Source organism: Ohtaekwangia sp., from assembly GCF_036568665.1.
Taxonomy (GTDB): Bacteria; Bacteroidota; Bacteroidia; order Cytophagales; family Cyclobacteriaceae; genus Ohtaekwangia.
On the sequence record NZ_DATCSD010000111.1, the window covers coordinates 1 to 26,668 of the forward strand.

Annotated in this window: 22 protein-coding genes and 1 pseudogene; 15 read left to right on the forward strand and 8 right to left on the reverse strand. The window is 44.7% G+C overall.

The genetic code is table 11. The features are described from left to right. From VIN08_RS05750 to VIN08_RS05760, 3 genes and pseudogenes are all read right to left on the reverse strand, one after another. Positions 1–447, reverse strand: a pseudogene (locus VIN08_RS05750) (hypothetical protein); the annotation flags it as partial. Between the two features lie 416 nt (positions 448–863). Further along, the gene (locus VIN08_RS05755; RefSeq protein WP_331961569.1) at positions 864–1,628 is read right to left on the reverse strand and encodes a Gldg family protein; all 765 of its coding nucleotides are present in this window, start codon (positions 1,626–1,628) and stop codon (positions 864–866) included. 225 nt (positions 1,629–1,853) lie between these two features. Further along, complete coding sequence (locus VIN08_RS05760; RefSeq protein WP_331961571.1) at positions 1,854–4,268, reverse strand: ABC transporter permease; 2,415 nt, start codon at positions 4,266–4,268, stop codon at positions 1,854–1,856. 537 nt (positions 4,269–4,805) lie between these two features. Here VIN08_RS05760 and VIN08_RS05765 point away from each other — a divergent pair. From VIN08_RS05765 to VIN08_RS05775, 3 genes are all read left to right on the forward strand, one after another. After that, positions 4,806–5,174: a hypothetical protein gene (locus tag VIN08_RS05765; protein WP_331961574.1), complete on the forward strand. Its 369-nt coding sequence runs from the start codon at positions 4,806–4,808 to the stop codon at positions 5,172–5,174. A 231-nt stretch (positions 5,175–5,405) separates the two neighbouring features. Then, on the forward strand, positions 5,406–6,200 hold the full coding sequence (locus VIN08_RS05770) for an SDR family oxidoreductase (RefSeq protein ID WP_331961577.1): 795 nt from the start codon (positions 5,406–5,408) through the stop codon (positions 6,198–6,200). A gap of 24 nt (positions 6,201–6,224) precedes the next feature. Then, positions 6,225–7,025 (forward strand): AraC family transcriptional regulator, encoded by an 801-nt coding sequence (locus VIN08_RS05775; RefSeq protein ID WP_331961580.1) that lies wholly within the window; start codon positions 6,225–6,227, stop codon positions 7,023–7,025. A 219-nt stretch (positions 7,026–7,244) separates the two neighbouring features. Here VIN08_RS05775 and VIN08_RS05780 read toward each other — a convergent pair whose 3' ends face one another. Beyond that, positions 7,245–9,011 (reverse strand): hypothetical protein, encoded by a 1,767-nt coding sequence (locus VIN08_RS05780; RefSeq protein WP_331961583.1) that lies wholly within the window; start codon positions 9,009–9,011, stop codon positions 7,245–7,247. 458 nt (positions 9,012–9,469) lie between these two features. Here VIN08_RS05780 and VIN08_RS05785 point away from each other — a divergent pair, with 458 nt between their 5' ends. The 11 genes from VIN08_RS05785 to VIN08_RS05835 all read left to right on the forward strand — a co-directional run bounded on the left by VIN08_RS05785 (position 9,470) and on the right by VIN08_RS05835 (position 21,711). After that, a complete protein-coding gene (locus tag VIN08_RS05785) occupies positions 9,470–9,871 on the forward strand; it encodes an NUDIX domain-containing protein (RefSeq protein WP_331961586.1) in 402 nt (133 codons plus the stop codon). Positions 9,872–10,121: 250 nt separating this feature from the next. Next, on the forward strand, positions 10,122–11,393 hold the full coding sequence (locus VIN08_RS05790) for a M57 family metalloprotease (RefSeq protein ID WP_331961589.1): 1,272 nt from the start codon (positions 10,122–10,124) through the stop codon (positions 11,391–11,393). A 177-nt stretch (positions 11,394–11,570) separates the two neighbouring features. Further along, positions 11,571–12,428, forward strand: a complete 858-nt coding sequence (locus VIN08_RS05795; RefSeq protein ID WP_331961592.1) for an ABC transporter permease — start codon at positions 11,571–11,573, stop codon at positions 12,426–12,428. Positions 12,429–12,485: 57 nt separating this feature from the next. Continuing rightward, positions 12,486–13,757, forward strand: a complete 1,272-nt coding sequence (locus VIN08_RS05800; protein ID WP_331961595.1) for an ABC transporter ATP-binding protein — start codon at positions 12,486–12,488, stop codon at positions 13,755–13,757. Positions 13,758–13,762: 5 nt separating this feature from the next. After that, positions 13,763–14,992 (forward strand): glycosyltransferase family 2 protein, encoded by a 1,230-nt coding sequence (locus VIN08_RS05805; protein WP_331961598.1) that lies wholly within the window; start codon positions 13,763–13,765, stop codon positions 14,990–14,992. 3 nt (positions 14,993–14,995) lie between these two features. Next, on the forward strand, positions 14,996–16,612 hold the full coding sequence (locus VIN08_RS05810; RefSeq protein ID WP_331961601.1) for a glycosyltransferase: 1,617 nt from the start codon (positions 14,996–14,998) through the stop codon (positions 16,610–16,612). Positions 16,613–16,614: 2 nt separating this feature from the next. Beyond that, entirely contained in the window at positions 16,615–17,625 is a 1,011-nt protein-coding gene (locus VIN08_RS05815) for a polysaccharide deacetylase family protein (RefSeq protein ID WP_331961604.1), read from the forward strand. Next, the gene (locus tag VIN08_RS05820; RefSeq protein WP_331961607.1) at positions 17,604–18,560 is read left to right on the forward strand and encodes a glycosyltransferase family A protein; all 957 of its coding nucleotides are present in this window, start codon (positions 17,604–17,606) and stop codon (positions 18,558–18,560) included. The genes VIN08_RS05815 and VIN08_RS05820 overlap by 22 nt, the downstream gene beginning before the upstream one ends. Then, a complete protein-coding gene (locus tag VIN08_RS05825; protein WP_331961610.1) occupies positions 18,560–19,621 on the forward strand; it encodes a glycosyltransferase family 2 protein in 1,062 nt (353 codons plus the stop codon). Before VIN08_RS05820 ends, VIN08_RS05825 begins: the two co-directional genes overlap by 1 nt. 18 nt (positions 19,622–19,639) lie before the next feature. Next, positions 19,640–20,638 (forward strand): glycosyltransferase family 2 protein, encoded by a 999-nt coding sequence (locus tag VIN08_RS05830; protein ID WP_331961613.1) that lies wholly within the window; start codon positions 19,640–19,642, stop codon positions 20,636–20,638. After that, on the forward strand, positions 20,635–21,711 hold the full coding sequence (locus VIN08_RS05835; protein WP_331961616.1) for a glycosyltransferase: 1,077 nt from the start codon (positions 20,635–20,637) through the stop codon (positions 21,709–21,711). The genes VIN08_RS05830 and VIN08_RS05835 overlap by 4 nt, the downstream gene beginning before the upstream one ends. 61 nt (positions 21,712–21,772) lie before the next feature. Here VIN08_RS05835 and VIN08_RS05840 read toward each other — a convergent pair whose 3' ends face one another. Continuing rightward, positions 21,773–21,913, reverse strand: coding sequence for a hypothetical protein (locus VIN08_RS05840; RefSeq protein WP_331961619.1), 141 nt, complete (start codon positions 21,911–21,913; stop codon positions 21,773–21,775). Positions 21,914–22,202: 289 nt separating this feature from the next. Between VIN08_RS05840 and VIN08_RS05845 the strand changes: the two genes are divergently transcribed. Further along, the gene (locus VIN08_RS05845) at positions 22,203–22,664 is read left to right on the forward strand and encodes a YHS domain-containing (seleno)protein (protein ID WP_331961622.1); all 462 of its coding nucleotides are present in this window, start codon (positions 22,203–22,205) and stop codon (positions 22,662–22,664) included. 74 nt (positions 22,665–22,738) lie between these two features. Here VIN08_RS05845 and VIN08_RS05850 read toward each other — a convergent pair whose 3' ends face one another. The 3 genes from VIN08_RS05850 to VIN08_RS05860 all read right to left on the reverse strand — a co-directional run. After that, positions 22,739–24,913, reverse strand: coding sequence for a xanthine dehydrogenase family protein molybdopterin-binding subunit (locus tag VIN08_RS05850; protein ID WP_331961625.1), 2,175 nt, complete (start codon positions 24,911–24,913; stop codon positions 22,739–22,741). Between the two features lie 2 nt (positions 24,914–24,915). After that, a complete protein-coding gene (locus tag VIN08_RS05855) occupies positions 24,916–25,377 on the reverse strand; it encodes a (2Fe-2S)-binding protein (protein ID WP_331961628.1) in 462 nt (153 codons plus the stop codon). A gap of 325 nt (positions 25,378–25,702) precedes the next feature. Then, positions 25,703–26,668, reverse strand: a 966-nt coding sequence (locus tag VIN08_RS05860; protein WP_331961631.1) for an ATP-binding protein, incomplete at its 5' end; no start/stop codon positions are given.

A 26,668-nucleotide genomic window follows, 5' to 3' on the forward strand; every position in this document is an offset into this window, starting at 1 on the left:
TCCAACACCTATACCTTCACTATTGGGTTGTGTCCAGGCCCAGCGCGCATCTATACCATCGGGTGCTGCATCCAGATAACCTTGTTGTGCGGCCAGTGTATCGTCTGCTGCATTTACCAGCGGATCGGTAACCGACATTTCTTTATATACCATTTCCACATCATGAGCATCCTGCAACGTGCGTATCAACTCATCGATGTTACCATCATAATTGCGATAATCGAGTCGCCAGTAATTAGACAAGCTGTTCATAGGAGGCAACTCTGATTTTTGCGCCTTGCTTTCCAGCTCTTTGAGCTGAGATACAGAAACACTTTTTATACTTCTTCGGGTAGACTTGGGGGGAAACTTTTCCAGCAGGCTGGATACTTTATCCATCTGATGTTTTCGTGCAAACTCTTTCAGGTTATCGCCTTCGAGGTAGGAGAATTGATCGGATAACCTCACAATGACAAAACCACTGTATGGTTTAACTTTTTCGGTGTGATTAAGATTTCGTCTGGTGCTTCTCCTCTGATCTAAGGTGAAGCAACGCGGGCTTTCATGATTGTACATGCTTAAAGGTTTTAGGTGACCAGGATAAGTTTTACAAATGCAGCAATAGCAGCTAACAGTAAAACGGGTACAATAACTTTTTGCGGACGCAAGTTGAATGATCCATTCCCCTCTGCGGGAATAGTATGGGGATCGGAAACGCAAAACCCACCCCTTCTTTCGTGAGGAAAAAAGACAAGGTGGGCTCTGCTATCAAAGATACTAATTCCGGAAGCGATGCCGCCTGTAACGGCATATTAATTTTTTATGTGATGACATATATATACCTGATCGTATTCCTACATCATCCGTAATGCGACAACTGATTTTTATTTCAACAACCAGCCCAACACATCGCCCATAAATTCACTGCACTGGTAATTGTTTACACCTTCCCAACTGGTCATGTATAGCGAAACCATGCCCTCGCCCATGGCAACGATCTTGCCACCGCTCTTGAGCTTTGTAAATGTACCAAAGGGTTCATCCTTCGTAAGCTTGCTATAGCAGAATGGTGTTCCTCCATTTACAAGTCGCGCACCATGATACGGAATGCTCAGCTCTTTGGGTGTGATGGCACTGATTTTGGCAAGACCCCCGGCTCCTGCTATAGGGCTATCTTTACCGAACTGTATACCATAAGGACTAAGTATATCATTTGCATTTACTTGTTCAAGCGTAGACCAGTAATCGGCATCCATCACTAACAGCAATGATCCGCCTTTTTGTAAATATTGCTGGATGGCTTTTACTTCATCTGTTTCATATTTAGCAGAAGGTATATGAATGAACAACACATCCGTCTTGGCAAGAACATCGGGAGTCAGTTTACCTTTGCTATAGCTAACATCGGCATTGAACGCCGTGGCATTCTTCACCAGTTCGCCATTCAGGTATTTGATGCGTTCCACCTGGTCAGGTTTTCTGCTACCGGGAACTGCAGGATCGAACCAGAATATCTGTCCATGCGATACATCTACCAGTACGTGTTGCCGGGCAGCGGCCGGTTGTGCTTTTACAGAGACGGAAGCAATCACGATTACCAGCATCCCTGCTATATTCGTGACTATGGATTGTAAGGTTGTAGTTTTCATAAAAGATGATTTGGTGTTTTAGTTGTTTCAAGGATAGTGCCAACGATATAGCTGTAACGCAGTATAATTTACCCTACCGGAGACACTACTTTGTTCGATTGCGAAAAAACCTGTTCGCCAGCGAAGCACTTGTATAGATACCTGTATTTGATAGGCGAACAAGGCTCGTGATATATACTATACACCAGAGCCATGTTCTATAGTAAGCTAACGTAATGCTAATGGTTACTCGCTTCGCAGACTTTTTACGGGGTTGGCAACTGCTGCCTTCATGGTTTGGAATAGCATAGATGCAAAAGCAATTGCCACAACAGAAACACCGGCCAAGGCAAAGACCCACCATTGAAGAGCGATGCGATAAGCAAAATCTTCCAGCCACTGATTCATTGTCCACGCGACAACAGGCACGGCTATAATAAAGGCAATCACCACCAGTATTAAAAATTGTTTCGACAGCATGATCAGTACTTCCGTGGCAGAAGCTCCCAGTACTTTGCGGATGCCAATCTCTTTGGTTCGCTGTGCTGCCGTATAGGCACTTAACCCAAACAAGCCCAGCGCTGCTATAGCGATAGCAATAACAGCAAATATAGTAAAGACTTTACCGGTGCGTTCTTCTGAAAAGTACATGGCTGAAAATCGCTGATCGAGAAACGAATAGGCAAAAGGTGCATCCGGGTTAAATGCATTCCATTGTTCCCTGGCAAATGCTATTACTTCCTGCACATCGGCAGCCTGAAATTTTACCAGCGTAATACCGTTATGACGCGGAAGCATCATCACCAGCGGACCAATCTTTTCGCGGACGGATGCGTAGTTAAAATCCTTTACTACTCCAACAACATGAAATTCATTTTGACCGGAGGTAACAATCGTCTTGTTTAAAGCTTCATCCGTTGTCCAGCCAAATGCACGTGCAGCCGTCTCGTTGATTACGATACCAGAGGAATCAGAAGGAAAATCCGGAGAAAGATTTCTGCCTTCTTTTAATGCTATACCGAGTGTAGGAACAAAATCATAGTCGATCCGGAATATATCGATGTGTATTTCATCATGACTCTCGCTCTCCAGGTTTTGTTTTGCAAAAGCCTGTGTGCCATCCGGAGGTGCTCCGGGAATATTGCGTGCTATTGATACGTTCGTCACGCGACTGTTACGCAGCAATTTTTCTTTTAATACACTTTCATTGTTACGCAACAGGTAACTGTCTTCAATCACCATTACCTGTTCTTTATTATAGCCCAGATTTTTATTCTGCATGAAACTAAGCTGCTGGTATATTACCAGGGTAGCTACGATAAGTGCAGTGGAAACTGCAAACTGAAATACAACAAGACCACTGCGCAGACTGTTACGTTTACCATCGGCACTGCCGGAATTTGCCTTGAGCACACGAAGTGTTTTGAAAGATGACAGGAAGAATGCCGGATATATACCTGCCAGCATGCCAACAGCTACGAGCGAAAATAAAACGATTGCCACGGTAACGGGTTGCAGGAAGAAATCAAATCCTATAGCAATGCCGGTTAGCTGATGAAAATAGGGTAACAGTATGGACACAATACCATAGGCCACAAACATCGCACAAAATGACAGCAGGACTGATTCTGTCAGAAACTGGATGATCAGCTGCATCCGCAATGAACCCATTACTTTACGGATACCTACTTCACGCGAACGTTTCGCAGAAGCGGCTGTTGACAGATTGATAAAATTTACACACGCCAGCAACAGTATAAATATAGCCAGTGCACCAAAGATATATACATACTTGATGTCGCCATTGGGTTCAAGTTCATAGGCTGAATGCGAGTATAAATGAATATCGCGAAGCGGCTGCAAGGTAAAGATGAACGTATTAACCGATTTCTGGGCTTCCGCCAGACTGATACCCATATCTTGCTGAACTTCGGGCACTACATACTTTTCTACTAACTGCGGAAATTTAGCCTGTAAGGTAACGGGGTCTGTATGCTCATTTAAGCGTAGATAAGTATATACCCCTACGTTACTCCACGTCTCCCGATCAAAACGCAGTCCTGACATGCTGATGAAAGCGTCAAAATGAAAATGACTTTTATCCGGCACTTCGCTGATCATACCGGTAACTTTATACTCACCGTCCTGTCCGAATGACAATACTTTTCCCAATGGACTTTCTTCACCGAAGTACTTCTGTGCAAAGGCTTTTGTTACTACTATGCTGTTGGGTTCACGAAGCGCTGTCTTGTCATTACCTTCTATGAGCTGAATAGAGAAGAACCGTAGAAAGTTTGAATCGGCCATCGCCATGTGCTGTTCCTTGAATACGGTTTCTTTATAGCGCAGGTATAATTGTTTGGCGCGAATAAACCGCGTAAAATCGGCTACCTCGCCAAAAGCATTTTTCATTCCTCTTCCCACAGCAAAATCAACGTGCGGGTAGCCATCCGTTGCACCGTTGCCATTCACATTTATACCCACGCGGTATATCTGATCAGCCTGTTGAGGATAGGTATCATAGGTAAGCTCGGTATATAAATAGGCACTGATCAACAGGCAGCACGTAAGACCAATAGAAAGGCCCAGGATATTAATGAAGTAAAACGTCCTGTTTTTAATGAGGCTTCGCCAGGCAATAACAAAGTAGCTTTTAAACATAGGTTTTGAGTTACAACGCGGTTAACAGGATAACAACTATGCCAACTACCAACGTACAGTAATACAAAGAGATACCGAATAATCAGCAGTCTTTACGTTCCGATGTCGGACGTTTATTGACCGGCCGCGGTCAGCAAGAATAGTCTGCCGATTGCTGTTCACCACAACCAATCCACCCGGAGGACACTCTAATTTTTAGTATGACTAAATTCGAATATCCGGTTATACATCTCTTGATTGGCAGCAATTGCCTTCCTGGAAAATGCCTGGCATGAACGCGAAAGATGAGCAGCCTATACTACATGAGGAATCTCTATCCCGTAGAAACAAGTCAACAAAATATACCCTTTATCAGGAACAAATAAAAATCGGGATTTAGGATAAGGACCACAGTATAGATTTATCTCCCCGAAGAATGAAATACAGTCATCAACTGATAAACTGCTGGACAGTTCTACAGTAACGAATACCTGTATCATCCATTGGGCATGAAGTTTTGCCCATAAGCATAAGTATCAAACAAAAAATCTTATCAACATGAAAACAATCGTATTTGCATGCTTTATGATATTCGGTGCTGCAGCAGTACTGAATGCACAGGACACTACATCTATGACGCGCGATAAATATCGCCAGGATGCCGCGAAAGATCAGGATCACAAAAGTCAGGACAATTATACGGATAAGGATGTGATCGCTGCAAGTGAATTGCCCGCGAACATTCGCCAGCAATTGCAAAGCGGTGATTATAGTGCGTATACTGTTTCAAAGGCTTATCGTAAAACAAAAGATGGTCAGACTTTGTATGCAGTAGAACTGAGTCGCGGCAATGAAAAGAAGAAAGTAAAATTTGACGCGCAGGGAAATATCCTGAAAGAGAAAACAAAGGGTAAAGATAATCAGTAACCTGTAGACAAAAGTATGGAAGGTATCGTCCATGCTGTTCTACAAGAAAGGCTTTCTTATTCGGAAAGCCTTTCTTTTTTTATAACACGTCACTTCCATCATTTTCCGTTGTGAGCTTTTGCAGAAAGTAATTTGAGCTTTTTACGAAAGCTCCGGGCCGATATAGCGGTATACCTTTGAGTCACGTGAAATGAAAATATCCACACGACTCAGACACTAACGATATATTCCATGAAAACTATTTTTATTACAGGCGCATCAACGGGAATGGGTAAAGCGGCTGCTCTGCTTTTTGCTGAACGTGGCTGGAAGGTGATTGCGACTATGCGTACACCTGAAAAAGATACAACACTTACGCAACAAAAGGGTATTACGGTATTACCGCTTGATGTAACCAACAACCAGCAAATATATACTACAGTTGAGAAGGCACTCTTGCTGGGAAACATCGATGTAGTGTTAAACAATGCCGGTTATGGATTGATGGGACCACTGGAAGGCGCTACGGATGCACAAATTGCAGGACAACTCAACACAAACCTGTATGGAGCTATACAAGTGATCAAAGCATGTATACCTCACTTTCGGGAAAAACATGGTGGCATGTTTATTACCACTACTTCCATCGGTGGTCTTACTACATTTCCCTTTTCATCGGTATACCACGCCACCAAATGGGCATTGGAAGGATTCAGCGAAAGTCTTTCGTATGAATTGAAGCCGTTTGGAATTACGGTTAAAACAGTTGCCCCCGGTGGTATCAAATCAGCGTTCAGAGATTCACTGCACATCAGTCAACATGAGGCGTATACCACACATTTTCAAACCATGATGCCAAAGCTCCAGGGTTTATTCCATCCATCGGAGCCGGAGGAGATCGCAGCGGTAGTATATGAAGCGGCTACCGATGGCAAAGATCAATTGCGCTATACGGCAGGCCCGGATGCAAGAGCGCTCTATACCGAACGTATTACCGGAGGCGATGAAGCTTTCCGCAAACGGATATCGGGTATTGTATTCGGGTGATTACCTTTGCACAGGTATAGCGATATGGAAGAACTGCAAACCTGGAATCACGATGGTATAATATACTCGGTCAATCACGGTATAAAACGCAGTGGTGAGGAGTTTATCAAAGATCACTCAGCAGGCTATATCATTGCCGGAAAATTACTGATTATCGATGGCGACCGTACGGACACGTATGGGCCCGGAGATATAGCGTTGTTCAGAAAGAATAACCTGGCTAAATTCATTAAGCAATCTATCGAGCCGGAACCTTTTAAGGCCGTATCAATCATCCTGGACAACGGCTTACTAACCAGTATGAGTGAGAGCCGTAAACTATATGCAGGCAAATCAACAAACGTATATCGCGTATCGGTGCCCATCGCTGCCGATAGTCTGCTTCAGCATTATTTTAACTCGCTTCTGCCCTTATTTAAAGAGCCACTGTCTGCAGAGCTGATACGATTGAAGAAAGAGGAAGCAGTGCTCACGTTGCTTCATAAAAATCCATTTCTGCAAGATATACTCTTTGACTTTGGTATACCGGGCAAGATTAACCTGGAAGCGTTTATGAACCGGAACTTTCGCTATAACGTACCGCTGGAGAAAATGGCTTTTCTTACAGGCAGAAGCCTGGCTACATTTAAGCGTGATTTTGAAAAGACGTTCGGCACTTCGCCCAATCGCTGGATACAACAAATGCGATTGAAGGAAGCGCATTACCTGATAACGGAAAAGAACATTAAACCTTCTGAAGTATACCTGCAGGTAGGCTTTGAAACGCTCTCGCATTTTTCGTATTCATTCAAGCAGTTCTTTGGCAAGAATCCATCTGCGCTATAGCATATATATCACTATATTTCATTAGCAGCGTTTAACTATAACGTGACAACGCGCGTGAGCGATTGAGCGGCATGTTTGAGCCCGAAGCGGGTTTGCGCGGTGGGCTGGCGAGTAGCGAAAGCGCGGCCCGCATGGTTGCCATTGATTTTAGATGGCAACCATAGGGACACGCTCTATATATACTCTATGCTATAAACAGCCAAGTATATATAATAAAAACTACTGTCTTCGTCTTATGCGGAAGCTACACGTTAGTGAGTGTATGGAATTGTCATTGAAGTCCAGGATAAGATCTGTCGAAAATTCACCGCTGATAAATCCACCGACCGGGCCATACTCCGTAATAGTTACAGTAACAGGCACCGGTGCATATCCACGGCCACTCGGGAATGCGTTTGAAAATACATCGGAGAATTTATGTACACCTTCCGGATCACTGCCCCCATCAAACTGAAATGCCATTTTCTGACTTTCGTTCGGATTGCCGCTTAACGTAACAACTTGTGTCCACGCTGCAGGAGTAAGATTATAGGCCGCAACAGTATCCGTTGGTTCCTGTATACTTACAGATACATCGTCATACGTATAATTGATAAAACCCATCGTGCTTGTTCCGCAGGCTGTCAGTGTACCGAGATTATTAACGCCCGCATTCAGGTGTACTGATGCCGGTATATTTTGTTCGTTTGTAGCATAATCAACCACCACTATATTTACATCGGTGTTTGTACAAGCCAGACCGGTAAAGCTAAACGTTCCATTGGTGATAGCGATGCGGTTATAGAATCCGTTGTCGTACGTTTGTACATAACCATCGGCAACGGGTTGGTTCTCGCAGTCACGCACCGTGCCGCTCAAGGTAACAACACTCTGCCCGAGATTACCGGTTAATGTACCGAGATCTATATCTGTAGCCGCTGTTGAAAACTCATGTGAGTAAGCCGACAATGCACAGGGCGTGAGGATATCCAATACCAGGTTTGCATTGGCAAATACGGCACCGGATATATACCCGTTGGCATCGGTATAACCAAATTTACCATAGCCTGCATTTTTAGGAAGCCCTCCTATATTTATAGTGACCGGAACGTGTGCCAGTGGTTGCGAAGAAGCATCTACAACACGTGCCGAGAAGTTTACGAGTGGAATGCCCTCTGCTCCTTCCCAGAAGGAAAAGTGCTCAACGGTACCGATATACGCACCGCCGGTTTTCGTGGCGGTTCCCTCCTGCTTCCATAAACCTGTTTCTGTATTGAACGACCACAATGCTATAGTAGCAGGAGCATCAGAGGCTAATGCAGCCGGTATAGGTAATGTGATCGTGGCCGATTTGCCATCTTTGATTTGCAGTGTCTGCCCGTTGCTGCCGGTTAATTCAACGGCTACTGTAGTGAATGCTTTCAATGCTTTGGCATAGCCATCGGTGCTCGTACCTCTTGCATCGCCCGGGACTGCCTCTGCTGCAGGGTCTATCAATCGAACATTGACATGTACATCGCCAGTATAAGAAGCATTGGTACTGGCTGTTACCACTCCTTCTGCGGGTAGCGTTACCGTTGCACCGTCTGTCGATGAAGCAGAACCTCCGGAGCTGGCACTGATAGTACCGATCTCTGTTTTGGTAAGCAGTTTAACCCGTACAAAGTTTTCCTTGTTCGCTTGCGTGATAAAGGTTTTATAGCCATCGAAGTAACCAGTCTTGCTCACTTTTACCTGGCCGGCAAATTTGGCAAGAGAAGCTGCCGGTATTTCGAAATAACCATACTCATCTGTTAAAGCATGTTTATCACCAGCATCAACGTTGGCATAGACTATCGGAGTACCATCTTCGTCAGCGACAAAACCTGTTACAGATGCCGTTATCTTTTCTGTAAGATCAGGCGTGATTGGATCGGGATCAACGATGGTTACGTCATCATCATTACAAGCATCGAGGATACAAAGCGTAATGAGGGCAAAAAATAATGCGTAGAGTTTGGATTTCATAAGGTTTGTTAAACTATTTCGGTAACTATAAACTGGATTGTATTTATAACACAAAGTCATGTGCGGCTTTAGCCGGTAAATGTATACCTGTTAACACACATGCTTCTAAAAACCAAAAATACACTGAGACATCTTTTTCTTCTTCGCACACATCACAAAAACCTTACATACCAATCTTTCAGCAGGGTAAAAAGACGGTAGCCTCACCGTTATGAACAAGTACAAAATATAGTATTACACATGAATATAAAGAAAGTTTCTCGTGGAAGGTAAAGTTTTACTATAAGCGGTTAGGTATTTCAGTCATCACCGGGAGCATAGTAAAAAGAATTGTCAGGCAAAAGGTTTTGTACAAAATAACGATCGATAAAGGGAATAAAAATTACAACGCAAATGTGATCAGAAATGTATTCACTTTTTTACTTTAGCGGCACATCACGAACCCGAATACATTCCCTATGAAACTCATCGACAAACTTGCCTGGATCGAACTCCGCGATAAAACCATACTTACCACCCGCTCGCGTGGAAAAGACAAATACTATATACCCGGTGGCAAACGGGAACAAGGTGAAACAGATGAACAGGCTCTTTGCCGTGAGATTAAAGAAGAGCTGAGCGTAGACCTGAAAAATAACACACTGCAATTTGTAGGTACATTTCAGGCGCTGGCACATGGCCATGAAACAACTGGCACAGAGGTAAAGATGACTTGCTATACAGCCGACTATACCGGTATACTAAAAGCAGACTCGGAGATTGAAGAAATACGCTGGCTGACTTGCGCTGACCTGGACAAAGTATCGCATGTAGATAAATTGATCTTTGATTTCCTGCGAGAGAAAGAACTTCTTAAATAAGCCATACCCTTCCAGGGCAAAATATATACCCGATACAGGGTATATATTTTTCAAATGTTACCACATACTACCGGAAAAAACAGGTAATAACAAATAGAGGTATATATACCCAGACTATATACCTGTTGTGCCTCATTAATAAATTTATACTATATATTTTTCCATCTGCATCTTCTTGATATTATTGCAACGCAATTATGACCATTGTTTGTAATTATTAATTATTTCCAACCTTAAACAAACACGTACTATGAATGTATTTTTTAAAGTTCCCCTGCGGGGAATCAGGCTACTGTCATGTGTAGTAGCGATCGCTATCCTGTTATGTACATCGTGTGAGAATGAAAAGATCAGCTCCGATGAAAGCACCGCCCAACAAGAACTAAATGTTGTTGCATCCAAGTTACAGGCAGCTGGTTTTGATACCAGCGAAGGTTTCCAGAAGTATGAGAATGGCTACCTGGTAGAGTACGATATATTTCTGACGCCAGAAATGATCAATGAGCTGGCAGAATCGGCCACCACTCCGGCTAACGGACGCACCGAACATTACCGAAGCAATAATCTTGTAGTAGCTACACCGCGCACCCTGCAGGTATATATAGATGCCGGTTTCGGAACTTATATGCAAAATTCATTTGATGCAGCGTTGGCCCGCTATAATGCACAGGGTCTTGGCCTCACCTTTCAGCGCGCCAGCAGTTCTGCATCTGCCGATATCAGTATATTTTCCTTCTATGAAGTAAGCAATGTGCTGGGGTATAGCGCGGGCTTTCCTACCAACGGCAATCCGGCAAGCCCTATACGACTCAATACATACTACTATAACAATACCTCGACTCGCCCGGACGCTACTACGGTGATCGCGCACGAGATTGGTCATGCGATTGGCTTTCGTCATACAGACTATATGAACCGCACATTCAGTTGTGGCAGCGGTGGCAATGAAGGCGATGCCGGTGTAGGTGCGAATTATATACCGGGTACTCCTACCGGGCCATCTGCCGGCTCGTGGATGCTGGCATGCTCCAGCAATACCGATCGTCCGTTCACATCGGATGATGTAACAGCCCTGACAACAGTATATCCTAACCGGACTATACCGGCCGGCACTTCGCCTGTATATCGGTATTATAGCGGAAGCAGTGGCGATCACTTCTATACTACCAACTGGGGCGAACTCGGCTCGGGTAAAGATGGCTATGTATTGGAAGGTATAACCCTATATGCCAATACATCGCAGGCATCCGGAACCGTGCCGGTATACCGTTATTATAGCGGAAGCAGCAGCGATCATTTCTACACAACCAACTGGGGAGAACTTGGTGCAGGTGGCAGCGGCTATACCTATGAAGGTGTGGCGTTCTATGCGTTCACCTCGCAGGTAAGCGGTACAGTGCCGGTATACCGTTACTATAGCGGAAGCAGTGGCGATCACTTCTATACTACCAACTGGGGAGAACTTGGCGCTGGTGGCAGCGGCTATACGTATGAAGGCATAGGATTCTACGGATATCCCTGATACTGAAAATATACCCTCCCGACCATTAACAGAACTTCAAGGTATTACGAGTATACCTTGAAGTTCTTGCTTTATATCACCTTCCGGAAGTTCCTGCAGCAGTATTCCGCCATCTTCTCGTCCCCTTTTCGCGATTTCTTTTTTTGCCCGGGGATTAGTAAATTACTTGAATCATTTTTGAATAAAGACCTTATTATGCGATGGCAATGGGAAATTAAGCCAGACTCTGCCTGGTTTGAATGGAACGGAAAAGAGTTATGGCATTACCGCCACCTGTTGCTGCGTTTAATCCGCAGAGATTTTCTGACACAATATCAGCAAACGCTGCTCGGGCCGGTATGGGTAGTGATTCAGCCACTGGTAACGGTACTCCTATACGTTGTGATCTTTGATCGCGTAGTCGGCATTTCTACAGACCATGCGCCTCCCGTCTTATTCTACCTGAGTGGCATTATCCTCTGGAATTTGTTTGCAGAATCTTTCTCCGGGTCGGTATATACATTCAGTGCCAACGCTCCCTTATTCTCCAAAGTATATTTTCCCCGGCTTATCATTCCGCTCTCCGTTACCGCTACGCATATCATCCGATTCTTTATCCAGTTTGCTTTATTCCTGGGGATCTACGTTTTCTATATATACAAGGGAATCGTATCATTCCATCCGCTATATAGTATACTGGCGCTTACCCTGGGCGTTGTGGTGCCCGCTGGTTTAGGATTAGGCGCGGGGCTGGCGCTATCGGTGTTCCTGGCAAAGTATCGCGACCTTACCAACCTTATTCAACTTACCATTCGCCTGTTGATGTTTGCCACCCCGGTAATATACCCTTTGTCTATCGTACCAGAAACCATCAGGCGCGGCATGATTCTCAATCCCCTTACTCCTGTAGTAGAATTTTTTCGCTTTGCATTTCTGGGAGAAGGAATGTTTTCCATACTTCAGCTGGGGTATAGCCTGGGATGCGTTGCCGCTATATTTATATTCGGAGCTGTATTGTTCAATAAAATGAGCGCAAAGCTGATCGATGTTGTATAACAAATACGAGATACATTTTATACGTCCGATATACATGCAGGTTCATAAACAGTATACATGACAAGCGAAACAATCATTCAAGTTGAGAACCTGTCGAAGCTTTACCGGTTGGGAACGATCGGTACAGGATCGCTGCGGCAAGACCTGCAGCGGTGGTGGTATACCAACATCTTACAGAAGGAAGATCCGTTCTTTCAAACAGCGCGCGAAAAAGATATATCCAACGATTTTCTTTGGGCACTCCGCGATATCAGTTTTGATGTAAAGGAAGGCGAGGCATTTGCCATCATCGGGCGAAACGGTGCCGGCAAATCTACTCTGCTAAAAATACTTTCGAAAGTAATACGTCCGACACAAGGTATAGTACGTGGCCGTGGCCGCATTAACAGTTTGCTGGAGATTGGTACAGGGTTTCATGATGAACTCACGGGACGAGAAAATATATACCTCAACGGCCACTTCCTCGGCATGACACGCCACGAGATCCGCAGCAAGTTTGATGAGATCGTTGCCTTTTCCGGTGTAAGTCAGTTTATCGATACCCCGGTAAAACGATATTCGTCTGGCATGTATGTTCGATTGGCCTTTGCTGTGGCCGCACACCTGGAACCCGATATACTTATTGTAGATGAAGTGCTTGCCGTAGGCGATGCAGAGTTTCAAAAAAAATGCCTGGGGAAAATGAATGAGGCATCGCGCCAGGAAGGACGCACGATATTGTTTGTGAGCCATAACATGCAGGCTGTAACCAACCTGTGTCATCGTGCCATGCTCTTGCAAAAAGGAACGATGGTAACAATCGGTCCATCATCACAAGTTGTCAATCAATATTTAGGGGGAATTCAGCAGCATCAACTGCAACAGCAGTGGGATGCCCCGGAAAAAGCTCCGGGCAACGCCACGATACGAATGAAATCTGTACAACTTATACCGCTGCGCAGTAATGTCACCGCCCCCATTGACGTGCGCACGCAGCTTACACTGGAATTTGAGTTCTGGAACTATGAAGAAGATATAGACCTGGTTACAGGTATACATCTCTTTACGCAAAGCAGCGAATGTATATTTGATGTCAGCTCGAAATCGTTTCGTTACAAGAAAGGATTGATCAAAGGAAAATGTACTATACCGGGCAACTTTCTCAATGATGGCTCTTACTATATATCCATCATCTTTGTGCGCGATACCTCCGTAGAGGTGTTTTACCTGAATGAGTGTGTGTCGTTCGATGTGGAAGATTATCGTGAGAACATCCACTGGTATGGCAAGTGGATGGGCTATGTTCGCCCGGATTTTCCGGTGATCCTCACATCAGTACCATCACTCTGATTGTTATGCCTGTATTCAAACCCTATATATGTACTCATCTCGACCTGGCGAGCCATACCTCTCCGCCAGAACCGGTTACGCAGGAAGATGGCCAATATATAGTACTATGGTGGAATGCCCGGGCCATAGGTCATCTCTTTATAAAACCGGGAGAAGTACTCACGCCATCAGCCTACGAAGCAAAAATATTGCACGCTGCATCCTGGGCTATGCAGCATTATACCGGAACTACTGCAACATCATGGACTGTTTTCAGAAGTATATTTTCACAAGCGTTTTCCGTATCCGAAAAAATACCCTTAACCTGTAGGGCTACCGTTGTGATCTGCACACGGGATCGCGCACAAAACCTGCACCGGTGTCTCACCGGACTGACACAACAGGTATGCAAGCCCTCGGAAATAATAGTGATTGACAATGCATCTCGCCATGACGATACACGAAAAACTGTCGAAGCATTTAGTAATGTAAAATACATACGCGAAGACAACCCCGGATTGGATATAGCGCGAAATACCGGTGCCCGGGAAGCCTCCGAGCCAATTATACTATATACCGATGACGATACCGATATACACCCGCAGTGGGTATATGAATCGGTTAAAACATTTGATGATCCGGCTGTTATGGCCTTTACCGGGCTTGTGCTCGCAGCCGAACTTAACACCGAAGCACAGTATATATTTGAGCGCCACTGGCCATTTAACCGTGGCTTTATTGCCAAACGATACGACACGGTGTTTTTCAACGACACCGTAACCCAAGGGGTTCCTGTATGGACGATCGGTGCCGGGGCGAACATGGGCTTTCGCAAAAGTATATTTTCTTCAGTAGGTTATTTTGATGAGCGCCTGGATGTAGGTGCAGCAGGCTGCAATGGCGATTCGGAGATGTGGTATCGCATACTGGCTGCCGGATATACTATACAATACAATCCGCGGGCTATTGTATCCCATTATCATCGCGATACGATGGATAAATTTAAACAACAGATCTTTTTTTACATGCGGGGATTTACGGCCGCGATCATGATCCAGCACCAGCGCTTCAGGCACAAAGGCAATCTCCGGCATTTGTACAGGACACTGCCTCCCTACTATAGCTGGCTTTTGCTGCGGGGCTTCCCCTATAACCGCGGAAGATATAAAACAATATTTGCAGAAATACATGGAATATTTTCAGGATTAATTTTTTATCTTAAATACAGGAACACACCATCCAACCATTCCAGATAAATCGTGTTACATCAGCCACTTGTATCAGTCATCATCCCCTGCTATAATCACGCACGATTTCTTATTGAAGCAGTCGAGAGTGTAAAGCAACAAACCTATAGTCATACAGAGATCATTATTGTAGATGATGGCTCAACAGACAACACACCTGCCATTTGCGAGCAGCTATCCGGAGTCAGGTATATATTTCAACCAAACCAGGGATTGTCAGCAGCCCGCAATACCGGGCTCGCCAACAGCCAGGGGGAATACCTGGTATTTCTTGATGCCGATGATTATTTATACCCGGAGGCACTGTCTACAAATGTGGCGTATCTTCAACAAAATCCGTCCTGGGCATTTGTATCCGGATGGCATCGTAAAGTGGATGAATGGCGATATCCGGTTGAGCAAGACACACTATCCGTTATAAGCAATAATCACTATATCCATTTACTCCAGGGAAATTATATCGGTATGCACGCGGCCGTCATGTATACCCGGTGGATACTCACTAAGTTTCAGTTTGATACTTCCCTGAAAGCCTGCGAGGATTACGACCTCTACCTGCGTATAACACGCCAGCATACCGTAGGCGATCATAATCACAACATGGCCGCCTATCGCATACACGGCACCAACATGTCATCCAAAATTCCGTTCATGCTGAACGCTGCACTACTGGTACACCAGCGACAAAAAGCCCATCTTCAGGGAACCGATGAAGAGAAAGCATGGCACAACGGCAGGGCTATCTGGAAACATTACTATACCGATAAGCTGAAGCAGGCTTTATATCGCCAGGTGTCAAAAGAAAAAATTATACCGGCATGGACCGATCGCAGCGCATTGCTGCAAGAGAGTATAACGGCAGGTGTCCGGTTAGAAAGTAAAGTTGCCAGACTCAGGATCAGGCAGGTTTTAAGAAAAATACTCCCTTCTGCTATACTTCGGAGATTATACAGGCTCGGATATATACACGGATATATACCACCCGTTGGAAAGATTCAGTGGGCAGACCTGGAACGCACATCGCCTTTTAGTAATGACTTCGGTTTTGATCGCGGTGGCCCGGTAGATCGCTATTATATAGAGAAGTTTCTCAGCGAGAACAAAACATTGGTACACGGACGCGTGTTAGAGATTGGAGATAATGCTTATACCAGGCAGTTCGGTGCACAGAGCGTTACACAAAGTGATGTACTCCATATTACATGGGCCAACGACACCGTTACATTTGTGGGCGATCTCAGTAACGCACCACATATACCTTCCGATGCTTTCGACTGTATCATTCTAACACAAACACTGCACTTTCTGTACGACTTCCGGGCTGCACTCGGCACATGCTATCGCATATTGAAAAAAGGTGGCACGTTATTAATTACCGTGCCGGGTATCAGCCACATTGATAAAGGCGAATGGAGGGATTTCTGGCTATGGGCATTTACGGATAAATCCATGCAAAAATTACTGGCTGAACATTTTAATGAAAACGATATTCACATACAGACATACGGCAATGTATATATCGCTACAGCTTTTCTCTACGGCATGGGACTACCGGAAGTGCGTCCGGATTTTCTGGATATACACGATCCCAGTTACCAGGTAATTATAGCGGTGAGGGCAACCAAATAATAATGGCTCACTTCCTGAAAAATATTTTTACACGAAACACAAAGGGCGCTCTGGTACTAATGTATCATCGTATAGCAGATAGCGCGCTCGATCCGTGGGATCTGAGTGTAAGCCCTGAAAACTTTGAGAGCCATATCCGGTATCTTCAGCAACACACAGAAGTTATACCCTTACAGGAACTTATACAACGGATATATACCCGACAATCGTTATACCCCTGTATAGCACTTACCTTCGATGATGGTTACCTCGATAATTATACGCAGGCAAAGCCCCTGCTGGAGAAGTATACCTTGCCTGCTACATTTTTCTTTACTACAAAATTCCAGTCGAACGATAAGGCATACTGGTGGGACGAACTGGAGCAAATGATCCTGGTGCAATCTGTACTCCCGGAAAAACTTTCTCTTACGTTGGCCGAAACTTCTTTTTCGTTTGCGCTGGGTGAAGCCCGTGTGCTTACAACTTCCCTCGAGAAAGAGATCCGAGCGTGGCGCTATGGCAAGCCACTATATAATGCGCGCCTTAGATTATTTCACGATCTCTGGTCTATACTAAAGCCGGCATCTATAACCGATCAGCAAACTATACTACAAGCTTTACGCTCGTGGTCAGGTAATACAATTTTTCATACACCACCTGTCATGAACGAATACCAGATACGGGATCTGTCGCGGTCGCCTTTATTGGAGATTGGTGCCCATACGGCAAATCACCCGGCATTGGGATTTCTTCCTCCGGATGCACAACGCGCAGAAATGCAACAAAGCAAAAATATACTAGAACAAATAACCGGTAAAGTTGTAACGGGCATCGCTTATCCTTACGGGAGTCTGAACAAGGACACACCGGTTATTGCACAGGTATCAGGATTTCAATATGCTGTATCAACCCATGCACAGGTTGTATCTGCTCGAATGAGTATATATGATATACCCCGGATTCAGGTTACAAACCAGGCGCCTGAAGCATTCAGTATTAGTATACAGCGGTGGCAACGCAACCAGGTATAGCAATGACGATGGATAAAGATGCAATGGTTTCTGTAATAACCTGCTTCTATACCGAAGAGGCGTTTCTGGAAGAGACGATCCAAAGCGTATTGCAACAGACGTATACGCATTGGGAAATGATATTGGTAGACGATGGCTCCACCGATACCAGTACAGAGATTGCCCAACGTTACGCTCATGCATACCCCGGCAAAATAATATACCTTCAGCACGAAGGCCACGCCAACAAAGGCGTTTGCAAGAGCAGAAATTTTGGTATAGCAAATGCTCGCGGTACCTATATAGCTTACCTGGATGCTGACGATGTGTGGCTGCCTGACAAGCTCCTCAATCAAATCCGTATATTCGAAGAGAACCCACAAGCAACTGTATTACTGGAAGCTTCAGAATACTGGTATAGTTGGCAAGACACGGCCAGAAAAAATATCGTTATAGATATAGGCACCTCTCCCGGCAAAGTATATACTCCTCCTGAACTTCTCATGCAATTATACCCCCTGGCAAAAGGAGCAGCACCTTGTCCATCGGGAATGATGGTAAAAAGAAGTGTGCACGATCACATTCATTTTGCAGAAGAATTTACAGGCGACAATGCCGTGTATGAAGATCAGGCTTTTCTGGCACAGCTATACCTCACACAAAAAATATTTGTCTCCTCTCAATGGAATAATCGTTACCGTCAGCGGCAAGCGTCCCAGGTATATAACGTTCATCAGCAAGGCAGGTATCATCGTGTACGGCAATATTACCTGGAGTGGTTTAGACGTTATCTGAACGATCATGCCATTCACGATGCGGATATAGAGTCTCTTTTACGCAAAGCACTTCTGCCCTATCATTATCCGCTATATTATTCTATCTTTTATACGCTACCGGCAAAAGTCCGTAGCAAAGCAAAACGCGTAGTCAGGAAGTTATTAAACCGCATGCCCTGATGGATGCTCCGAAAGTCACCGTTCTTATGCCAGTATATAATGCGGCAGCATTCTTACGGGAAGCTGTGGAAAGCATCCTTCACCAGACTTTTCGCGACTTTGAATTTTTGATTCTGGATGATGGATCCTCGGATAACAGCGCGGCAATCATCGAATCCTATACCGACCCGCGAATCCGATTCATCCGCAATGATCAAAATATAGGTATAGCTGCCACGCTAAACCGTGGTATTGAACTCGCCTCCTGCGAGTTGATTGCCCGCATGGATGCAGACGACATCAGTTACCCTGACCGACTACAGAAGCAATATGACTATATGATAACGCATCCGGCATGTGCACTGCTCTCAAGCTGGTGCCGGGTAGTTACGGCTGACAAGAAACATGTACGCATAGAAAAATATACCAGTCGTTTTTTTTATTACAATCTGACCTTTGAGTGCTGGATATACCACCCCACGGTTATATACCGGAAACAGGCCGTAAAATCGGTCGGCATGTATAGTATGCCCTATTCAGAGGATTACGATCTTTTCTGGAAGCTGGCACAAAAATTTCCAATAGATAATCTCAGTGAGGTGCTGCTGGATTATCGGCTTTCCCCGAACAGCCTCAACACTGTGCTTCGCAAAACTGAATATGACCTTGCCAACAGGCAGAATGTGATCCGCAATATTCAACACTATATGGGAGATACATTTACTATTCGGGAAGAATACCTGGAGTGTATGCGGCACAACATCGTTCCACTCGCGGCATTAAAAAGTATGCCGGGCATCATGGAATGTCTCTCAATACTGGATGCAATCACCTTGCAGATTAGCCGAACTGGGAATATAAATTGTCATCCGCAAGATATAGCGAAGGCTGCCTGGTTCAAGCGCGACTTTATTATTTACCAACTCTTCCTGCGTCTTCCTTTGCCCTATAATGTGATTTTATTGCTGAAAACCGGTAAGCCCGGACATATACTCCGGAAGGTCATCCATGCTATACGCTGGCGCACAAAAAATATCTGGCATCATTTACGATTGCCATATAAAAGAAGTAACTTAATATAGACGCCTAACCTTGTTGCATTGAGCATTACACATCCACCAGATAGTAATCGCACGCCCGAAAGGCCACCCCGTATAGCACCTGTTGTGGGATCTGCGCGACCTAAATGGTCCGTGATGATACCGGTATATAATGGCGGAGCTTTTCTGAAAGAGACATTGGATGCTGTACTAAAGCAGGCGGAGACCGAGGACAACATGCAGATTGAAGTGGTGGACGACTGTAGTACTGACATAGATGTGTGCTCGCTGGTAATGGGAATTGGCCAAGGACGCATCGGCTATTTTTGTCAGCCACAGAATGTAGGCAGTCTGCGAAATTTTGAAACATGTATCAATCGCGCCAGAGGTATATATATACATTTACTGCACAGTGATGATCTGGTACATCCTGGCTTTTACCGAAAACTGGATAATCTCTTTACCCGATACCCTGCTGCCGGAGCTGCCTTCTGCCACTACCAGTATATAAATGAACATGGTAACATTGTTTTTATACCTGCTGCGGAAGCTACGGAAGAAGGTATACTCAACAACTGGCTTGTTCGGCTTGCCGAGCGACAACGGATACAATATGTGGCCATTGCCGTAAAGCGGGAAGTATATGAAACCCTGGGAGCATTTTATGGTGTGCATTATGGCGAAGACTGGGAGATGTGGATGCGCATTGCTTCGCAATATTCATTCGCCTATACCCCTGCTATACTGGCCTCCTATCGCAGGCACACACACTCTATATCCGGCAAAGCTTTTACTACCGGGCAGAATATACGTGATCTTCAAATCGTGCTGGAAAAGATCAACCATTTTTTGCCTGAGCCCGAGAAAAAGAAATGTCTGCAGAAAGCAAAAAAATTCTATGCACACTATGCATTGCGTACAGCCAAACGGTTGTGGACACAGTCGCGCGACAAGCGTGGTGCTATAGCCCAAATGCAAAGCGGCTGGCAACTGCATAAAGATATACCTATGGCAGTAGGAATTGTTAAAATGGTTGGACGACTAATTTTAAACAGATGAGTGAACGAGGCGTATCCGTGGTGATCTGTACCTATAACGGTGCCAGTAAATTACCAGAGACTATCCGGCACATTGCCAATCAATGTGTACCGGCACATATACCCTGGGAGTTTATTATAGTCGATAATGCATCAACAGATGAAACAAGTCGCGTAGCGCAGCACGAATGGAGTAAATATACCTGCAACCAGCAATTTACAATTGTGCATGAACCACAGCCCGGTTTAAGTTATGCCAGAAGAAAGGGTTTCCTAAGCGCCAGTTATGAGTATATATTGCTCTGTGATGACGACAACTGGCTTGATCCTCATTATATAGCCACGGTATACGAAATTATGGCATCTCATCCCAACATTGGTGCTTTGGGAGGATATGGCTCGCTGGTATTTGAAGAAGAACCACCATCTTGGGTAAGAGCATTTTCCATTTATGCGGCCGGAAGACAAGCCCCGATGAGTGGTCCTTCCAAGCGATTCACATTGTATGGCGCAGGTTGTGTAATACGAAAATCGGCCTATGATATACTGCAACATGCCGGATATAGGAGTTTATTAACCGATCGATTGGGCAAAGAGTTAAGCTCCGGGGGTGATTATGAATTGTGTCTGGCCCTGGTGATTGCCGGCTATACAATCTGGTACGATGAACGTCTTACCTTTCGGCATTTTATTACCCGTGATCGTATTACACTGGAATACTATCACAAGTATTTAAGGGAAAGTGCCAAATGTTTTGAAGTACTGAATCCTTATAAGATCATCTGCGAATGGAAATCGCTGAACGTAAAAAGTTTTCGTTATCGCATGGCCAAATCGTTCTTCTACCTTCTTCGACTATATATACGTGTAAGCACCCTTCGACTCCTTCAAAAGAAAGGAAGTGCCAGACACATTTTATTATCCCTTCAAATATACTCCATTACCGCCATGGTAACTGTATACTGGAAGAACTGGAATACCATCATCCAGAATTATAAACACGGAAAGGAGTTACAGAAAAAATTCAGCCAATCGACCGGCTGGAATTTTTGGAATGCACAAGCTTCGTTGTCTTCGATTGTAAAGGAGATATAATTAGTCTTATAAATAATGTCGCTTTTTTCTCGTAGTATTTGTGCGTCTCAATATCCGGCTTTTAGGTCGCTTCGCTTTCCTGTTCTTTCGTGCTGCTAGTAATGAGATCATTTATACCAAAGATCTTCTCAAAGAAAACACCATCATCCGCGCTATATTTTGCCACGTCCTTAAAATCTTTATACTCCATTAAGTTTTTCATATAAGGTCTTGTTTTCGTAATGCTTCCGGTATATTATTAACCATATGTCTTTAAAATTGATCTGGGGTGTGGTTCATGAAGACTGATACTATGGCTAGTACGGGCATGGATGGATTACTCATTAGAACAACAGCCAATTATATTCAGACAAAATGTGTAACTATTTTTTAGTTGCAAATAGTATTCAGAGCAATTTATACTGATACGGACGTTCTGTTGTTGTATAAATCGACAAAGCTTCAATACCGAATATGCACTCGCTTGTATCTTTGGCACAAATAATACAACTATGAAACGCTACCTGACTATTATACTATTGACGTGTCTTGCGCTAACGGCAAGGGCACAATCGGAAAATGCCACGAGACTGCGTAACTATAACAACGACAATGGTATTGCCATTAAGGACTTTGATCCGGTGAGTTACTTCAAAGGCAAAGCTGCCAAGGGCACGGAGGATTTTGCTTATACTTATAAGGGCCTCACCTATTATTTTGTGAATACGGAAAACATGGAAGAGTTTAAAAAATCACCTTCCAAATATGAACCTGCCTATGGCGGATGGTGCGCTTACTCGATGGCGATCAATGGTGAGCGTGTAAAAGTAGATCCATCTACATTCAAGATCATCAATGGTAAAGTATACTTGTTCTCCAACTTCAACGGGAAAAATAATCTGCGTGCCTGGAACACAAATCAGGCAAAGTTCAAAGCATCAGCTGATAAACTGTGGGTGCAGAAAATGCATTAGTATTCTTTCGAGTATTGAATAAAAAAGCCTCATTCCGTTTGTGCGAGATGAGGCTTTTACTTTTATAATTGATTTTACAAGCGTTCACCCAGGCTCACGCCCTTCAATTCTTCCTGTTTGGTGAAGGGCTGATTATACAAACGCTTGCCCGTTGCCTTAAACAACGCATTGGCTACTGCTCCTCCCGTAGGTGGAAGCGCAGGTTCACCAAGACCTGTTGGATCTATACCATTGTTAACAAAGTATACATCTATATCAGGTACTTCTTTCATACGTATCAACCGATAGTTGTTGAAGTTCTTTTGCTCGGTTGCGCCATCCTTGAATGTGAGGTTGCTATAGAGAGCATGACCTAAACCATCTACAACTCCTCCCCGCACCTGCTGATAAGCACCACTGAGATTCACGACTACACCACAATCAGCGGCAGCATAAATTTTCTGTAGGGTAACTTTACCCTGCTTCACGCTGATCTCGGCAACCTGCGCTACATACGAGCGATGGGAGAAGTATACACTGAAGCCTTGTGCTACATCTTTCTTCTTGCCCCATCCTGATTTTTCAGCTGCAAGTTCAATCACCGCCTTCATGCGATCTATACTATATTTCACGGCACCTGCAGGCGACTGTTTCGCCTTGTCTAATAATGCCAGGCGAAATTGAATCGGATCCTGATTGGCAGCAGACGCCACTTCATCGAGAAATGCCTGTTCGGCAAACGCCAGAAAGTTGGTGATCGGTGCACGCCATGCACCTGTTGTTATGGGCGACTGATGATCGACCGTTTCTATCAAAAGATTATCGACAGCACCTGACGGAAAATTATCTTCACGTGTTGTGTTACCGGCATTTATACCTACACCGCGAAGTTTATACCCGATCATCATACCTTTTGCATCCAGCGCAGCTTCAAAGCGATAGCGCACTGCCGGACGATAGCTTCCACCGGTCATATCATCTTCACGCGTCCAGATTACCTTTACGGGTGCCTTGATAAGACTCGAAAGTTCTGCGGCTTCTACTACATAATCTGCTTTCAACCTGCGACCGAAGCCACCACCGAGTCGTGTCAGGTCAAGTGTAATTTTATCTGCCGGTATATTTAGCAGTTTAGATACTTCACCTCGCGCCATCTCGGGCGTTTGCGTGGGGCCAACCAACTCTACACCATCTTCCCGAACATGCGCGAAGAAATTCATCGGTTCCATCGGGGCATGCGACAGGAACGGACATTGGTATTCGCGCGTAATTACTTTCGCAGCACTCTTAAACGCAGTCTCTACATCTCCATCTTTACGTTTTACGGCAGCATCTTTACTGTTCAGTAATTCTTTAAAGAGTTTGTCGTGATCGGCTGTACTTTCTATAGCACCTTCTGCTTCATATTCTACTTTTAGTACTTTGCGCGCTTTATTTACCTGCCAAGTAGATTTACCAACAATCGCTACATTATTTTTGAATGTAACCACATCTACAATACCGGGCATTGCTTTCGCTGCAGCAGCATCCACCGATTTTATTTTCATACCAAATGCTGCCGGACGCTGGATCATTGCGATGAACATTCCTTCGCGATGAAAGTCCAGGCCATACAAAGGTTTACCGGTAAACATTTCGGCATTGTCTACATTGCGTATAGGGGTACCGATAAGTTTAAAGTCTTTAACTTCTTTCAGCTTTACTTCTGTGGGTACAGGAACTCTGGATGCTTCCGTAGCCAGTTCGCCATAGCCCAGCTTTCTTCCACTGGCAACATGCAACACTATACCTTTGTCGGTTGATAGTTCACTCGCAGAAACATTCCATCGTTTAGCAGCAGCTTCCATCAACATTTGTCGCGCAGTAGCACCCGCTTTGCGCAGCCGTTCCCATGAGTGAGGTATAGCACCACTGCCACCAGTAAGTTGACGATCGAATTTCTTTGCATCCAGTGGCGCCTGTAATACTTTTACCTTGGCCCAGTCTGCATCGAGTTCTTCGGCCACGATCATCGGAAAAGATGTTTTTATATTCTGACCAAGCTCGGGGTTGGGAGAAAATATAGTGATGATACCATCCGGTGCAATGGAGAGATAACTATTGAAGTCGATTGTATCCAGTGGCAACGCGGTTGTATCGTCAAGCACCTGCACTATATCTTCTGTTGCTGCTGCTGAACTGCTCCAGCGAAAGCCTAACAGAAGACCACCACTTGCAGCTGCCGCCAGCTTCAGAAAATCACGCCTGTTTGTTTTGGGTAAGATCGTCATGACTATTTCATTTTAGTGGATGCCAGTTGAATCGCTTCACGAATGCGATGATATGTTCCACAACGGCAAATGTTACCGTTCATGGCAGTATATATTTGCTCATCGGTAGGATGCGGATTTTTTGCCAGCAATGCCGAAGCCGACATGATCTGCCCGGCCTGACAATAACCGCACTGCGCTACATCTACTTCATTCCACGCTCGCTGCACGGGGTGATCACCTGTTGAGGAAAGCCCTTCGATGGTCGTAACGCTCTTCGTACCAACAGCCGACACCGGCAATGAACATGACCGCACAGCTGTTCCGTTGAGATGTACCGTACACGCACCACACTGTGCAATGCCGCAACCATACTTTGTACCTACCAATCCGAGGTTATCGCGCAGCACCCATAGCAAAGGAGTATCCGCCTCTACATCGGCTTCGTAACTCCGACCGTTAATTTGTAGTTTGTATTGAGCCATGACTTAATCACTGTTTATACTGGTAAGTTACCTAAAAAATTCACAAGCCTCCCTATAGCTTATGCCAGGGTTGCTTCCTGCAAGGATGGAAGGCTCTATACATCCATCAGGCGCAAATCCGGAAAGTATATTTCTACAGGAGAAAAGTGATGATCGTGAGGTGGTTGAAAGAAATCATTGCTGATCTGTATCAAGAATTTACACAGGCACTCATTAAAAAATTAGCGTAACGCTTTTCATGGGTATGTGCTTCAGGCTGTTTGTACCGGTCAGAAAAGTAATTGTACCAGACCAACGTATGTGTAAGAAGATGGGAGCTCAAAGATTAAATAGATTTTTCTTCTTTCATAAATTCCCTGCGTATTCCTTCTACAATATCCGTTTGGGTGAGCTCTTTACTGCTGCTGGCGTATGACCGTAACGTTGCGTATTGTACTGCACTAAGTATAGATGCTCCGGTGAGTTCATACTGACTGGCTATATCAAACAAATCAACGGACGTATGAAGACTGAGGTTTGACGGAAGTGATTTTTCCCACAGGCGCTTGCGTTCATGTGCATCCGGTAACGGGAAGTGTACGACTTCATGAAAACGGCGAATGAATGCTTCATCTAAATTATTCTTGAAGTTCGATGCAAGGATCATAAGTCCTGCGTAGTCTTCCACGCGCTGCAGGAGATAACTTACTTCCTGGTTGGCATATTTATCATGCGAGCTTTGCACGTTGGTTCGCTTACCAAACAGCGCATCGGCTTCATCGAAGAAAAGTATCCAGTCGCGACTCTCTGCTCTCCGAAATACATTCTCCAGATTTTTTTCCGTCTCACCTATAAATTTCGAAACCACCTGTGAAAGGTCTATACGGTATACATCTTTGTTAAACTGTTTTCCGAGTAATGCAGCCGTAAGCGTTTTCCCCGTACCGGGCGGGCCATATAACAACACGCGATAACCTGGTTTTACTTTGCGTTTCAGATTTTCGTCCTGCGAAAGCAGTGGATGATACTCCAGCCACGTGCGAATATGTTCGATCTGTTGCTGCGTACGCGGATGCAACACTATATCTTCCCACGTCATAGCCGTAGTAATTTTGCGCGCAGGAAAATCCATACCGAAGCGGGGAGCATAATCTCTACCAAAGAGAATCTTATCGATCCACTCTTGTGGTATAATCAGGCGACCACTCATCATCGGTTCACCATCACGAACATTCTCGAGCCAAAGTATACTTTGTTTATAGAGCGTAGCATCTTCACGAAACATCTCCTGCACTTCGAGGCGTTTCTCCAG